The sequence below is a fragment of the Chryseobacterium ginsenosidimutans genome (assembly GCF_039536845.1).
Lineage (GTDB): Bacteria > Bacteroidota > Bacteroidia > Flavobacteriales > Weeksellaceae > Chryseobacterium > Chryseobacterium ginsenosidimutans_B.
This window is the reverse complement of the sequence record NZ_BAAAZJ010000003.1, coordinates 1,042,172-1,056,888: the sequence shown is the minus strand read 5'-3', so window position 1 is coordinate 1,056,888 and position 14,717 is coordinate 1,042,172. Positions and strand designations below refer to the sequence as shown.

The 14,717-nt window shown below is 32.2% G+C and carries 15 protein-coding genes; all 15 read right to left on the bottom strand.

From position 1 onward, the window contains the following. Window positions 1-64: 64 nt before the first annotated feature. Window positions 65-454, bottom strand: coding sequence for a type VI secretion system tube protein TssD (gene tssD, locus ABD745_RS04915; protein ID WP_047400402.1), 390 nt, complete (start codon window positions 452-454; stop codon window positions 65-67). Window positions 455-568: 114 nt separating this feature from the next. Then, the gene (gene tssD, locus ABD745_RS04910) at window positions 569-955 is read right to left on the bottom strand and encodes a type VI secretion system tube protein TssD (RefSeq protein WP_047400403.1); all 387 of its coding nucleotides are present in this window, start codon (window positions 953-955) and stop codon (window positions 569-571) included. A gap of 183 nt (window positions 956-1,138) precedes the next feature. After that, the gene (tssD, locus tag ABD745_RS04905) at window positions 1,139-1,525 is read right to left on the bottom strand and encodes a type VI secretion system tube protein TssD (RefSeq protein WP_344826110.1); all 387 of its coding nucleotides are present in this window, start codon (window positions 1,523-1,525) and stop codon (window positions 1,139-1,141) included. A 254-nt stretch (window positions 1,526-1,779) separates the two neighbouring features. Continuing rightward, window positions 1,780-3,174, bottom strand: coding sequence for a DUF5458 family protein (locus ABD745_RS04900; RefSeq protein WP_344826107.1), 1,395 nt, complete (start codon window positions 3,172-3,174; stop codon window positions 1,780-1,782). A 19-nt stretch (window positions 3,175-3,193) separates the two neighbouring features. Further along, window positions 3,194-3,643, bottom strand: coding sequence for a hypothetical protein (locus tag ABD745_RS04895; protein ID WP_344826104.1), 450 nt, complete (start codon window positions 3,641-3,643; stop codon window positions 3,194-3,196). A 156-nt stretch (window positions 3,644-3,799) separates the two neighbouring features. Further along, entirely contained in the window at window positions 3,800-5,623 is a 1,824-nt protein-coding gene (locus ABD745_RS04890) for a type VI secretion system baseplate subunit TssF (protein ID WP_344826101.1), read from the bottom strand. 7 nt (window positions 5,624-5,630) lie between these two features. Continuing rightward, window positions 5,631-6,698 (bottom strand): hypothetical protein, encoded by a 1,068-nt coding sequence (locus ABD745_RS04885; RefSeq protein WP_344826098.1) that lies wholly within the window; start codon window positions 6,696-6,698, stop codon window positions 5,631-5,633. 22 nt (window positions 6,699-6,720) lie between these two features. Next, window positions 6,721-8,040, bottom strand: coding sequence for an SH3 domain-containing protein (locus ABD745_RS04880; RefSeq protein WP_344826095.1), 1,320 nt, complete (start codon window positions 8,038-8,040; stop codon window positions 6,721-6,723). 71 nt (window positions 8,041-8,111) lie between these two features. Next, window positions 8,112-10,802, bottom strand: coding sequence for a glycoside hydrolase family 19 protein (locus ABD745_RS04875; protein ID WP_344826092.1), 2,691 nt, complete (start codon window positions 10,800-10,802; stop codon window positions 8,112-8,114). 18 nt (window positions 10,803-10,820) lie between these two features. Further along, the gene (locus tag ABD745_RS04870; protein WP_344826090.1) at window positions 10,821-11,300 is read right to left on the bottom strand and encodes a DUF4280 domain-containing protein; all 480 of its coding nucleotides are present in this window, start codon (window positions 11,298-11,300) and stop codon (window positions 10,821-10,823) included. Window positions 11,301-11,321: 21 nt separating this feature from the next. Continuing rightward, window positions 11,322-12,377: a LysM peptidoglycan-binding domain-containing protein gene (locus tag ABD745_RS04865; protein ID WP_344826086.1), complete on the bottom strand. Its 1,056-nt coding sequence runs from the start codon at window positions 12,375-12,377 to the stop codon at window positions 11,322-11,324. A gap of 18 nt (window positions 12,378-12,395) precedes the next feature. Beyond that, window positions 12,396-12,821: a GPW/gp25 family protein gene (locus tag ABD745_RS04860; RefSeq protein ID WP_344826083.1), complete on the bottom strand. Its 426-nt coding sequence runs from the start codon at window positions 12,819-12,821 to the stop codon at window positions 12,396-12,398. A 54-nt stretch (window positions 12,822-12,875) separates the two neighbouring features. Then, window positions 12,876-13,574, bottom strand: a complete 699-nt coding sequence (locus tag ABD745_RS04855; protein WP_344826080.1) for a hypothetical protein — start codon at window positions 13,572-13,574, stop codon at window positions 12,876-12,878. A gap of 12 nt (window positions 13,575-13,586) precedes the next feature. Next, a complete protein-coding gene (locus tag ABD745_RS04850; RefSeq protein ID WP_344826077.1) occupies window positions 13,587-14,171 on the bottom strand; it encodes a hypothetical protein in 585 nt (194 codons plus the stop codon). A 26-nt stretch (window positions 14,172-14,197) separates the two neighbouring features. Then, the gene (gene tssO, locus ABD745_RS04845) at window positions 14,198-14,710 is read right to left on the bottom strand and encodes a type VI secretion system TssO (protein WP_047400414.1); all 513 of its coding nucleotides are present in this window, start codon (window positions 14,708-14,710) and stop codon (window positions 14,198-14,200) included. Window positions 14,711-14,717 lie beyond the last annotated feature (7 nt).

The window sequence follows — 14,717 nt, the reverse complement described above, 5'->3', positions numbered from 1 at the left end:
GTTGGTTGTCAGTTGATAATTTTTTGATTGTTTAATAAGTTTTTTCTTACGCTACATTTTACATTTATTCTCTCCATTGCTTTTCGTGTACAGCTCCGTTCACATTGAATTTTTTAGCAACCAGATGCATTTCAATCTGTAACGGCTGATTGTCAACAGCATTGAAATATTCAGTAAAATTAACACAGAAAGCTTTCTCAAAAATTAATTCCTGCAATTTGCTCATGGCATCCCTGCGATAAAAGATGATCTTCCCGTTTTTCACCTGATTATGATCCAGCATCCAGTTTAAGAGCTCGGGGTTTCCGGTACTTTCTATCTTAATAATGATTTCTCCGCCCTTGGGCATTCCTTTGGGTTTTCCCGTTCCGTCCACAGGCTGAACGAAGTTGTATTTACACTCTAATATATTATAGGTGTTCCCGTCTAATTCTAATTTGGATAAAAAGGACATACGTTTTTATTTGAAATTTAATATTTGGGTAATGCGGCAATGTGAAAATCACACTTCCCTGAAAGCAAAAAATGGGTAATAATTAACTACTACCCATTTCTTATTTTTATAGGGTTATACCCACTCGTTTTTATATTCTCCGTCTCCCATTGATATACTTCTGGCAGAAATAGTAAATTGTTCTGTAAGTGGATTATCACCCGTAGAATCAAATTTTTCTTTATGCTTTACCAAATAGGCTTCCGTGAATTTTAATTCTTTCAATGTAGCTTCACTGTCTCTTTTGAAGAATACCACGCTTCCGTCTTTCCTTTCAAACGAATTGGTCATCCATTCAAAAAGATCCGTACCTCCCGTTCCTTCTACGACTACATCTATTTTACCTCCTCTCGTTATTGTAGAAGGTCTTCCCGTTGCATCAGTTTCCTGAAATAAGCCATAACTTACATTAAGGACATTATATACTTTTCCTGCTACTTTTAGCTGTGCTTTAAATGACATAATTAATTGATTTTAATTGTTAATTGTAATTAAATCTCTTTTTTTAAAAGATAATGCTTTCCCTTAAAAGCCCATATTCCGAACTTTTATAGCATAATTGAATTTGAAAATTGGAGAATTTGTGTTTTTAATTTTTTTATTCAGAAAAGAAGTTATAGACAAACTGCCTATTAGGGATGGTTTTTAAACCCACTCATTAATGTGTTTTGCACTTCCCAACTCTATTTCTTTTGCCGAAAGTACAAATGATTCCGTTAATGGATTGTCTCCCGTAGAATTGAAGTCTTCTTTGTACTTAACGATATAGGCTTCTTTGAACTTTAATTCTTTCAAAGTAGCATCACTATCTCTTTTTATAAAGACAATACTTCCGTCTTTTCTCTCGAATGAATTGGTCATCCACTCAAAAAGATCTGTTTCACCGGTTCCTTCTACTGTTAAATGAATTTTACCTCCTCTCGTTACAGAAGACGGTCTTCCTGTAGGGTCGGTTTCCTGTAGCATTCCGAATTCTACATCTAAGATGTTGCGCTCTTTTCCGGCAACTTTAAATTTTGCTTTAAATGACATACTTAATATATTTTAAGGTTAAATAATTAATAATACCAATAATGGAAATATACCCTTCGTTTTTGAAATATACTGTTTAAAATGACCAACTAGGGAATATATTATTTATCAAATGTATAAATTATTTTTAATCGTACAAGCATTTTTTTGGATTTTTTTATTATGTTAAACGATTGAAAATAAAATACTTAAAATCAAAGCACAGAACGAAAATTTTTCCGTGCTTTGATGATATCAGTGTAAAAAATTAACTATTATTTCTGTTGTTCGTATTCCGTATCCCATTCGTTTCCGTCATCTCCTTTATGACCATCCATTTTGATAAGGAAATTTTTTGCAGGGAAATAAGGTTTCATATGAATATCTAAATGAATCCTGTCTTTTTGTAAGGGATCCTGTTCAAATTTTCTGATTTCAAAATTTTCAATCAGTTTTCCGGGACCTGTAATGGCATCCAAGAAACGGACAATCTGATTCATAATTTCTTTTCTTGTAACTGCCGTGAAATTCTCAAATGCTCTTCTGTTTAAGAAATCCATCAATACTTTAGTTACATAATCAAATACTCTTACCACAGAATACGTCTGCAAGCCTAAATTATCCCCGTTAAATAATGTTTTTCCTGAGAAAGCCATTACTTTTCCGTATTCATTTACCATAGGAATTAATCCTAAATTCTCAAGATTGGCAATTTCGCTTTTCTTAAGATCAAATTTTACCCCTTCTATCTCATTAATTCCACCGAATTTTTTTCCTGCCGTAACCTGAGACATCAACGTTTTATACACTTTCCCAGCCAAAGCTCCTGAAGGCGGAATAAACAAATCATCAATCTCATCAATCTCCTCGAATCTTCCTCTTCCTACCAACCAGTTGCAAGTCATCAATACATTGGATCTGTAGATTTCTCCACCTGTCAGATAAGCCTGATCGAACATTTCCATCACATCATCCGGTTCATCTAAATGTTCAAAGTCCGTTACAAGCATTACTTTATTTTCGTGTGCAATTTTTGCCCATTTTTCCACAACTTTACTCGAACCCAGATATCCCGGAATCACCAATAATCCGTAATTATTCTTCAGATCCAATCTGTCATAATTATCAGAAAGTTCTGCATGAATCGTATCAATAAAACGAGTATTATCAAGATCTTTCAGCTGTTCAAGATCCGCATTTACTACCGTCACATTTTTTACCTTATCTGATTCTGTATTTTTATAGAACATCGCAACTGTTCTGTAATTACCTTCCAGTTCTCTGGTAGCCTCCACTGCTTTTGAAAGGTTTTTAGATAAAAGCACCTCTGCAGATTTTCTCTGCTCTTCACAATGAGTAACCATATCACTTAAAGAATCACTTTTGCTGATTACACTTGCCCAAAGTTCAAGCGTCTTCTTTAAAGTTTCCCTTTCTTTTTCTTTCCCTTTTTCAGTAAGGAAAATCTTTCTTCTCGCCCTTCTGTCAGGATTAATATTCTGAACATTCTCAATTGAAGTTTCCAAAAGATCAAAACTTCCGTAACGCGCCAGTTTTTCAATTAATTTTTCTAAACTAACTTGTCCCTGTGTTTTTCTCTGCTCCAAAACCGGAGCTTCTACTGAAGCAACCTGTGGTTGTGCTTCCTGCTTGTTATTGTTGTTTGACATAAATATTTGTGTTTTTAGATTATTTGTTTTCTTCCAATTCTTTTATTAATAGCTGTAAAGTTTCGTACAATGCTTTTTTAGCTTCCGGATCTTCCAGAGCTGCCTTCAAAATCTTATTTGTTCTCAGCTGCTTTATAATTTTCTGATACTGGTCTTTTTCCGTTTCCATTCCGGTAAGAAAGTTACTTTGTCTGGTAATTCCTTTAGTTCCGAAGTCTCCAAGATTTTTAAATCTGAGGCTCTCCATTTTGATTGCTCCGTTTGCGTCTTCGAAATCAACTTTAACTTCAGGTTTGTAATGTTCAAATACTTTTTCTACGGTCGTAAGTCCTTCCACCAGTTCCGGTCTTACGGGATCTTCAGCTGTAAGCTTTTGCGCGATAATTGTTCTGTTCTGAGGGATTTCCGAAATAGCCTCATTTGCATCCAATGGTATTTCATTACCACCGATTCCTTTGTTTGATAGCATAATAATATGTTTTTAAATTAACTTGATAATTCTGTTTCTTTTTAAACAACTTCACAGTTATCTAAATATATACCTAATCATATAAAAATATGTTTATAAGAATTATAATGATTTTATTAATATTTTTTGTTTTTATTTAAAATAATCATGTTATTTTTATTTTTCAAATAATCTATACGGATAAATATTTGCAGAAGCATCCTTCAGTTTTAATAAAAAACTTTCACATAAATATTCCCATTCAGAATGGTTGATATTGTCCATCCGTTCTTTGTTCTTTATCAGTGATATATCTATCGTCCTGCTAAAACCTCCTTTTAATGACACTTCTTTTTTTGTTCCTTTCTGTACTTCTATTCCAAGAACCAAACTCTTGAAATGATTCATTCCGAATGCTTTGATATCGGCAACTGTTACGATTCTTCCTCTTGTCAAAAGTGCATTTCTGTACTCTAAAATTTTATCCTGAGAAGAGAGCTTTTTTCTTCCTCCAACAGAAGTCTGAATCATTACCGTTGTATTATTTAATACACCATCTCCACTATGTAAGGTTAATATTGTGGATGGCTTTAAGCTATTGGCTTCTTCAGCTGCAGTCGACCAGTACGAAATAGTATTCTGGATATCTGTATCCGGATTTCCGGAAGAAATAATTAAATATGGATTATTCGTTTGCGTGAAATTCTTTTTCTTAGCAATCTGATGCAGTGATGCCACATTCTGATTAATCTGCTTCAGTACTTCAGTAGCCGAATTTCCACCCATTCCTGCAAAAGCTGCCGTTTCATCTTTGATAAGTTCCAAAAGATACTGAAGAAGTTCAGACGCATTTCTACGGTCAAAACGGGAAACGCCGCCTTTTCTCAGCAATGCGGTCATTCCTTCACTTTCAGCTTCATAATTTTTAATATCAAGCCTTTTTCCTCTTTCATCAGAAACATAATCCAGATCTAAAAAATGATCTTCCTCGTCAATAGGAATAATGTTCAGCCTTCCTTTTATTCTTCGGCTTATGCTATTATTTTTAATATTAAGAACAGGAATGCAGTTCAGCGCAAAGCGCACATTTTGTAGTATATCAGGAACAATAGCTTCTGAAAATTGAAATTTCAGCCAAACGATACTGTCTTCCTCACTAATTTTATGATTTGGAAAATAGTGGGTAAATAACTTTTCCTCCTGTGGTTTATCCTTAAACTCTATTTTTCCTTTGAGCGTAAAAAAGTGAGACTTATAATATTGATTAACTTCATTATAAACCTGCTCCAGATCAGAATAGTTTTTGGTGATGATATTTTCCAGATTCAGACCGTCATTTTCAATGTTGTAGCCTTCCTGCAAAATGTATTCTTTATCTCCAAAATAAACTTTTACCTGTTTCAGATAATAAAAGAATAATTCTTTCTGATAGGTATTATTAATATCAATAAAAAACATCAGATCTTCCAAATTTTCTTTATTAGGAGCATGAATTCCCAACCAAAGCTCTCCTGAAGGAAGGTGTTTTTCTGCCTTACCCGTAACGTCATCAAAGAAAAAACTCTCAATGTGATGCAAGGTTTCATTGTAAGCAAAATATTTTACTTTCGCTGCAGTCAACTTTGCTTCTATGGAAGGACTGAAATATATTTCTTTAACAGTATTTTCCGTAGGATTATAAATATTATGCTTTCGTATTGATGTTTTAAAACTATTGTATAGCGAAACCTTTGCATTGTTTTCCAATGGGCTAACCTGTAAAAGTGCTCTTGCGGGAATTACTCCCGAAACTTCTTCCGGAAACATTACTTCCAACACTCTTTCGATAATTCTTGAACGCGAACTTTCCAGCTCGAAACCTAATTTTTCGAGTTCTGCTGCACAAGCTGAAAGCAATAAACCAACAATAGGATCAAATGAAGTTTCTGCTTCCAACTCATTATACCCCCACATTCTGGCAGCTCTCCTTAGTATCCGGTCTTTAATACGTTCTTGATTCATCTTTAGTTTAATTATTTATCTTTTCCAAAATTGTATTTGAATTAAAATCTGAAAATTTAATCAATTCAAGATTTTTGGATTTATAATTCACCTTGTCAGTTTTACCATCTGACCAATCTATTATTTCTGAATATCCGTGTAATACAATATTCTCAGTATTATATTTAAAAGTGATGTATTTGTTTGAAATGTAGCTATCTGGAACTTCATTTGATAATTCGATCGTAAAAAATTGATTTTTGATAACCAATCTTTTAAAAGCATCTCCAAAATTATTTGGGTAAATATTTTCGTTTGTTAAAATTTTATATTTCTTATTTTGTTTATTTAATAAAATTAAAATAGGGGCTATTCTGGTTTCAGGATCTTGTGGATCAATATCATTATTATTACCTAAAACAACGATCTTATCTATAAATTTATCATTATTTAAATCACAATCTTTTTCTTCTACTAAAAAGTATTTATTTCCTGCAATAGAATCTATAATTCTTTTTGAATTATTACAATTTTCATTTTTAAGTTTATTTTGAATCTGTCTAGATATAATACTCTCCCGCCAAACTTGTTCTTTTTGATTTTGATTTTCATCAGGTATTTTTATTGAACCTATAAAAATCCACCTATGACATTTATCATCATATACATATGCTTTTTGTTCATATACGGATTTATGATAATACATAGAATCACCAGATTTATTATAATTAAGATATTTTTTATCAATTAAAAAAAGAATTATTTTGAATTCCCTTTTATACTCCTCAATAGATAAACCGTCAACTCTATTGTTTTCATTCTCTATCTGTTCGTCTGCAATTTCTGATTTCTTTTTAGGTAGTAAATAAATAATAATATTACCATAGTTATTCCCATTTTGATTATAAGTACAACCATAATCAGCGGTTACGAAATAATCTTCATCGTATGAATAATCACTACATTTTAAAACGTTATCAAAATTTATTTCTTTTTGATTTACCGCTTTTTGTACATTATTTTTTTGTGCTTTATCTTTACAGTTGAATAAAAAAACAAGATTAATGAAAAGAATTATTTTACTTAGTTTATTCATTATTATATTACTTTAAAGAAATCTAACTGCTAAACAAATTATCCCAAAACCCCTTTTTCTTCTCAGGTTTAATATGTTCTTCATCCGCAAGAAAACTGAATTTCTTTTTCTCCTCTTTCTGCAATTCTTCTTTTTTTTCTTTTGTTGGTAAATAACCTGTCATATCATTTACTTTTACAAAGTTCCAACCTAAGTTTTGGTGAACAATTTCTATCTCACCTTTTGCCAATACTTCTTTGGAGAAGCTTGAAAAGTCGGGACGATCGTAAAGCAAAAACGAAGTTGAATGGTTATTTGAATTACCCGATTTTACTCTGCTTTTGTGTACATATCCTGTTTTACCTTCTTTGGTTTTTACTTGCCACCAATCTCCCGAATTATCCAATACCTCAATATGTTCTCCTGATTTTATCTTTTGTAAAACTTCGGAAGATGAGTTTTTTTCTTCGCGCAGATTGGTATAGCCGTCGGGGTCTTGGATAAATGATCCATTTTCATCAGTAAATGATTCTGGATTAGGTTCGTAAATAATATCACCATATTCTTTTAATTTTTGAAAGCCGAAATAGTTATTCTTCTTTAGCATCGTTAAATATTCCGGATGTTCATTAAAGTAAGATTGTGCTTGCCCATAAACACCATAGGCACTAATATATTCTCCTTTAGAATTATATTCCTGATTTATTTGTGAATTAAAAATATACGCTAATGCTTTATTTTTTTCATTGGGCTCCAATTTGTATTTTTCAAAATTGTCTGTCAATATATATGCAAGTAAATCGGGTTTTAATTGTTCTACTTTTTTTAACATATCATATCTGAAAGGACCATGAGGAATTATTGTTGAATTTTGGGTTAGTCCTACTAATAAATTTTCTAATGCTGTATTTTTATTTTTAGAAGATAATATTTGATTAAAAATCATCTCTAAAAATTTATCGTTCCCTGTATAGCCAGTTCCTGCAATGTAAGTATATAGGTTACAATTCTGATCATCATTTTCTAAATCCATGACTCCAAAAACATCATCATAAAGTACCATTTTATTGTAATTTATAAGATGCTTTATGAAAATATCATATTCATTTTTATCCGAAGGTATTTCTAAATCCAAGGGAATAATCAATCTCTCTGATGTTAATGTAATGGCATTAGTAAAATATTTTCCAAAATCATTATCTTCATATTTACTTGAGTAGATGTCTATATTACTCACTTTCATAATCCTATCTCTGTACACATCTTTATTAGGAATTATATATCCTTTTTTAATAACTAATTCAATAATATTGGGTATTACAGCTTCTAATTCCTTATCTTGATATTCCTTATTATTTTTCATTGTCTTATCTTTATGTTGTGAATCGCAACTTATACAAAGTATAAGTAAGAATAATAAAATAACTTTTCTCATTATTGATGTTTTTGTTTATTTCTTCCTTTTATTGTAGGCTCTTTGGGATCCCTTTTCATATCATAATATTTATATACTTCAAATATATCTTCGACCTCTTCCACATAAACTTTTATTTTCTTGTCTGAATTATTGAGATATAAGTCTACAAGTTTTTCAATATCCTCATTATAAACCCTTAGACAACCGTAAGTAACCATTAAATAGCCTTTGTCCGAATATTGTTTACCATGCTCACCTACTGTATGTCCCGCATGTATAGCGATTCCTTCTCTACCATTTTGAGTTGCTGTTAGTGCATCTCCATCTATTCCGGAAATATGTATAAGTCCATGTGCTCCATAACTCGCCTCACCTATATGGGTTTTAGTATACCAACTACTCCATAAGCCATTTGGTATTGGTCCCTTCCCTTCGGGTTTTAGCTTATCCCCTCCGGTTCCATAGCCCAAAGTATAACATTTATGCAGAATCTCTGTTTCATTAAAAAATACTAATAAGCCTTGATATTTTCTATCCGTTGGTAAAATAGCATCAATATATATTACTTTTTTACTAGCCTTATACTTGCCATCGTAGGTACTTAAAACATCTGTTTGTACTTTTGTCTTCCCTTTTGGTTTACATTTTTCAACTTGCAAAACTTCAACTGCTTTTTTAAAATATCGTTTTCTTTCATCTAGTCCCTCATTATTTTTATTGATTATATGTGTGACATTTAGAACACTTGTATCAGATATTTCGGTAGCAACTGCATTAATATTATTTTTGCCCCAAAAAGCAAGAGCCGATGTAATAGCGTCTTCAGGATTATTCTTTAATTTGTAAGGATTATTACCATTTGTCCAAATATAATTGGTCCCAAAAGTTTTATTGGCATATTTCTCTAATTCTTCATAATTACCTTTCCAAGTAATTTGTTTAAATCCTTTACCACTATATCTCCAACCATCATTTGGATCTGTATGTTTTTTTCCGTTCGGATGAGTTTTGCCATAAATAGCGTTGGCAACCTGTTCCCAATTCTGCTTATTTAACGACAATTCTGACAATCGTTCAGCTTCTTTCATTCTATTTTTGCCAAATTGTTTAAAATATGAATCAAATATTCCATTCATACGACTTGCACTGGAATATTTAAATCTTTCTTGTAAATCATAAAATTTACTTTCTTGAGAAATTTGGGCTAAAAAATGAGCTTTTCTAATGCATGTGTTTATTCCTACTTTTTTTCTATATTTATTCAAAAAGGGAAGAGCTGCTTTTATCATTTTATCATCTTCAATTAGGCATTTTTCTATTCCTTTCTTATTTTTTTTATCAACACATATAGCTTTAATTTCACTTAATGTTATATCCTTTTCACAATTCGGACATTTCCCATTCGTCTCCTGTTCTCTCTTTTCTGCCCTCACCATCACCATACTTTTCCCTGTCTCCATTTTTATTTTAGGGCTAGAATTATTTACGTTCACTACTTCAGAATCTATGCTTTGCCCCGCATATTCAATCTCCAGAAAATACTCCTGCTCACTGCCTTCTTTCCAATCGTCGCCTTTCTTACGCATGTCTTCCGTAAGAGAAATAATGGCTTCGCTTATATCGTCTCGAAGCACATAATTTTTTTCAAAAACCAACTGATTAGAAATATCATCTTCCCATATTCTCAGCTTTATGGTTTTGCCTTTCATGTTTTGAGTCACTATTTTTGCTTTCGCCTGTGTCCCGAATTTCATACTTTTATAAGGCTTTCCTAGAAAATCTACAAATTCTACACTAATTACCTTTCCTTGTGGATCTGCAGCTTTGGTTTTAGCACCTTGCGTCACCGGAATTTTGTAAGTTTCCTTTTTAGGTGATGGTTTTGGCAGTTCAGGTTTTTTATTAGGCTGTTTTACTGTCGTCGCCGATTTTGCAGGAGTATTTTTAACCTGATCTGCAACCTTTGCTTTTTTCTGTTCTGTATTCTGATGAGTGTTATAATCCGGGTTTTTCAGATTTACATTATTACTGGCTTCTAATTTTCCGTAATATTCTGCTGTCACATAATACTCATGGGTCTTTCCTTCATTCTTATCTCCTTTAGCAACCTGCATATTGGATATATGGGAAGCCATGGTATATTGTGCCATATTAAAACGAACCTGCGCAATACCTTTTTTTACAGTTGCTCTCTGCGGAATAGGATTTATTTTGTTTACTTGATTTATTATATTATGCCCTTCTCTTTTGGCATCATCTTCCCAAAGGGTAAAATGCAGGGACTCGCCTTCCATATCTGTACAATGCGCTTTTGCTATTAAAGTATCTGCATAATTAAGAGGTACCGTTACTTTATGACCGTTAATATCCAAAAGGTCAATTTTATTTATCTTCGGTTTTTTTGCCGGTTTGGTTCGGATGCTAAGTTCTGCTTTTTCATTTCCTTTTGTAGCAACGAGTTTTATCCCTTTTCTTATAAGACTTTTTTGGTTAAAGGTATAGCTTACCTGTTCTCCTGTTTTGGCATTTCCATCCGTTTTTCTCCAATTTCCTCTTTCCAGCACATAAATTTCCCAATGTACCGTATGTTGTGATGTTCCAAAAACAGGAGACTGGATTGAGGAAAACTCAAATGCCTTAAACACACTGTATTGCTGCAGTGTTCCTATCTCCGGATTAGGGTTTCCTATAATACTTATTTTTCCCATTATGCAATATTGTGTTTATTAAGAATAAAAATCGTCTCCTTCCAATTCGTCCAAAAATTCATCCAGATCTACCAACGGATTTATCTGGTTGTGGATGGTTGCACTGCCATTTTTAAAATTTTGCTTACTGAGCTCTGCCTTTTGCCCATGTTCCATCACTTTTATTTTTCCTCCCACACTACACTGCAGCTCCGAAATTTCCGTAACACAGCTTTTATCCAAAATTGTTACTTTATTATAGGTTTTCTTCCATTTTCCCGCTGCTGCAAAACTGCAGGGCTGGTTATTTTTAAGCGCACAATTGCCAAATGGTACAGTGGGAGGATTAAACTGTACATCATCCTCAGTAACAGCAAGATAATCTGCATTGCCTTTCTCATCATTCCAATAATGTTTTTGATGGCTTGTTACCTTAAAATTCGGAAACTTAGTACCTTTATCACAAATAGCTTTTCCTTTTTGGATGACAAAGTGTTTATTTTCGTGTTCTTGGGACATCGTATTTGAGTGTTTTTTTAATTAATTTATTTCATCAATTTCTATTTCTATTATTTCTTCCCGGTCATAAAATAAAGTGCTTATTTTAATTTTAGCATTTGTTAGCGTTTTATTCTTTTTATTTAAATGATAAATACCTGTAATGTCTGATTCTATCAATTCACTATGATCTTCATGCAGATTATCATCCGGATAATATTTTGCAAGAATCTGCTGCGGTGTTCGGGTATCAATACAATAAGCTTTTTGGTTTATTTCTATAACATCTTCCAGAATCTCCATTTTCATAGTGTCTTGATAAGCAATTCTATAAGTGTGAAAATGTTTTTCTCTTAAAGATTGCCCTTCTCTAAACTCGGCATAAGGCGCAAATAAAAACTGAATGAAAAAATCGTTTATAAAATATCTATTAACTCCTTCCCTCACAGATTCATCTATTATTTTTACATAATGGGAAGAAACTGAATCTTCATAAATTGCATGAAGCTGTTTTTTTCTCTCATTCCATCTGGATTTTATATCCTTTATGTTGGTTATTCTGTGAGGTTTAACTGTCGCAGGATCTAAAGAAAATTCTACAGGATATAAAAATCCTGTTCCGAATAATGCCAGATCATACAATTTTGAGTCTGATTTTTCATTATTAATTAAAAAGTCTTGTTTTGTATATTGCAAAACAGGGAAATTGTCTTCTCCTACACCGCAATATTTAATATGAGTTTCAAAATCTAATTGTTCTGCCTTTTCTAAATTATTTGCATGACCAGATCTTATTTTCACTTTATAATGTTGTTTTACAGCATAAAGATTTGGGAGTAACAATCTGTTTTTCAAAGAGTCGTACTGTAACACCTCTCTTTCTTTTTGTTCTGAAATAATTTTTGACATATCATTTTTTTCGGGAATGAAAATTTCCTGTCCCGCAAACACAATCGAGCCAATATGATTACCATCTTTTGGTGAATTTTGGTTATGAAAATACCGTAACATTTCTACATCAGGAATATTATATTCTGAAACAATATCTTCCAATGTTTCACCCTTTTTTACGATATGTGTTTTTATATAAAATGACATTAATGCATCTTTATTTAGTTAATAAGAAAGCGGTCCGACAAAAAATGAATTATTAAATGTAAAAGCCCGGTTGGTTTCCAATATCAATCCCTTAACAGCGATTGACACTTTCTTTTTCATTCTTTTTTTTCCTAGTGTTCCTAAATTATAATCATTGACAAAAACCTCAACATCTTCTACTAAAAGCCTTTTTTCATACATGGAAATAGATTTTTTCAACGTTCCTGCAATAAGCTCTTTAAGCTTGTTGTCGGTTTTCATTAAGTCAAAATCCATTTCCCAGATTTCGGTGCCGTACGTTTCATCAAACTTGCATTCACCTAAAGCTGTTGTAGCCAAAAGAAACAAATGTTGACTGACAGAAGTATCTAAGGAAATTTTATCAGCATCATTTTTCTCTATAAGACTCTCAAAATCAAATGGTATTTTATAGTAAGCTTTCATTTTGGGCAGTTAGTTTTATCTTCTATTCTTGTTATTTTTAGCTTTTTTAATTTTTTACAGGTAAATCAACTTTTTGATGTTCCCTTTATCATCATATTCAAAGTTTTTGGGAACCTTTTTTCTTTTAATTACCTGTAGTTCTACTTTTGGTGTGAGCTTCAGAAATTTCTCGCGATAAAGAATATCCCCAATAAAGCTTCTTCCATTATTGTTATCAACTACAACAAAATATTGTTCTGTATTTTCAGGTTTTTGAAATCCGTTGATATCTCCTGCATACAATAAAATCCTTTTACCATTTCCTTGAAGTTCATAGGTAAGAATATCATCTGAAAGCTTTCTGTATCTCGAAATATCGAATTTTTCCAAACTTTCCAAATGAGGTTCAAAAGCAATATTTTCGTATAAAAAAGAGGTTTTATCAAAGCGTTTAAATCCGAAAAAAGAAAGAAAACTTTTCTTGGTTTTACTTTTCACAAAATTCAGTGTATCTCGTGTTACCTGATAAGATTTTGTTTCCTCTGTTTTATCATCTGTTATTGTCAATTTATAAGTAGGAATTTCTACTTCCTTTTCTCTTATTTTCAAATTTATCTTTCCTGTCTCCTGATCGGATATAAGTAACGTGATAGTATATTTTCTTAATCCGGAATCTGTCCGCACCACAACCCCTTCTCCATTTTCTCCGTCAAGCGAAGAAGCAGGATTATCAGTTATTCCTAAATTGAGATTAAGTTCCGGTAATGGGCTCATTTGTGATAGTTATTAATTATTATCCTGGTTATTAACTTTTGGATCTTTCTTTTTTTTAATTTTAACCTCATCGGATTTTTTCACTTTATATCTTGATAAGCAATCTATATAATGGAGAATATCCTGATTCTGTACCTCACTTACATACATCTCGTAATTCTTTTTATAAGTGTAAATTTTAATCATCGTGATTTCATTCTCTCTTAATTTTTGCAGTTCTTTTTTCTTCAATTGTCTGGCGAAAAAAGCTTCACAATTCAGTGGATATTCATTTTTTAAAGTAATAACCTCTCCCGATTTAAAGTAAACATCTACATTTTTATCTTTTTTAATACAAACATTATCAGCTAGAATTTTTAGATACAGATACATTTTGTTCTTTCTCTTCCCAAGCTGAAAAGTGGTATAAATAAATTCCTCATTATTCACCCTCAGTGTAATTGACGGAGTGCTGGCAAAAAAACGTTTGTCCAGTTTTTGTTTGGTTTGAATAATTCCACAATCAAAATGAGCATATTCCGAAGAATCTGACGGCACATTCTGGGCATTCATCAAAACTGTCAAAAATAACAGACTGAATAAGAGAAGTTTTTTCATTCGTTCCATAAATTCATGCTGACTTATTATTGCGCCTGATACAATTGTCTGCACACTGCAAGATCGGTCTTCATTTTGTCGTATTCTGCTTTCAGACTTACATTAATAGTACTCAAACTATCCATTAAAACCTGATTTCCTGAAAGTTGCTTGATTTGCTTTTTAGCATCAATCAAATCTTTATAGGTCATAATGGTATTATTATACATATTCTTATTCTTCAGAGTATCCTTTGGAAGCTGTTTGTACATATCAGCAAGTATCGATAACGCCAATTTTTCGTTAAAAAAATCGTTTTGCTTAGGCGCTCCAATTGAATCTACCGCCAGTTTTACTTTTTCCAGCTGAAACGAAAACTTATCCTGGGTTTCCATCTCTTTTCTCATTCTGGCGTTTTCATTTTTCAACAGACTATTCTCTTTAAAAGGGAAGTAAGCATTAAAGAAAACAGCCGTAACAAGTACTGAAACCGTAAGGAGAAAAAACAAAACAAAAAACCAATAAGCACTTCTCCTCTGATTTTTATTTAAAACTTCCATATTTGCA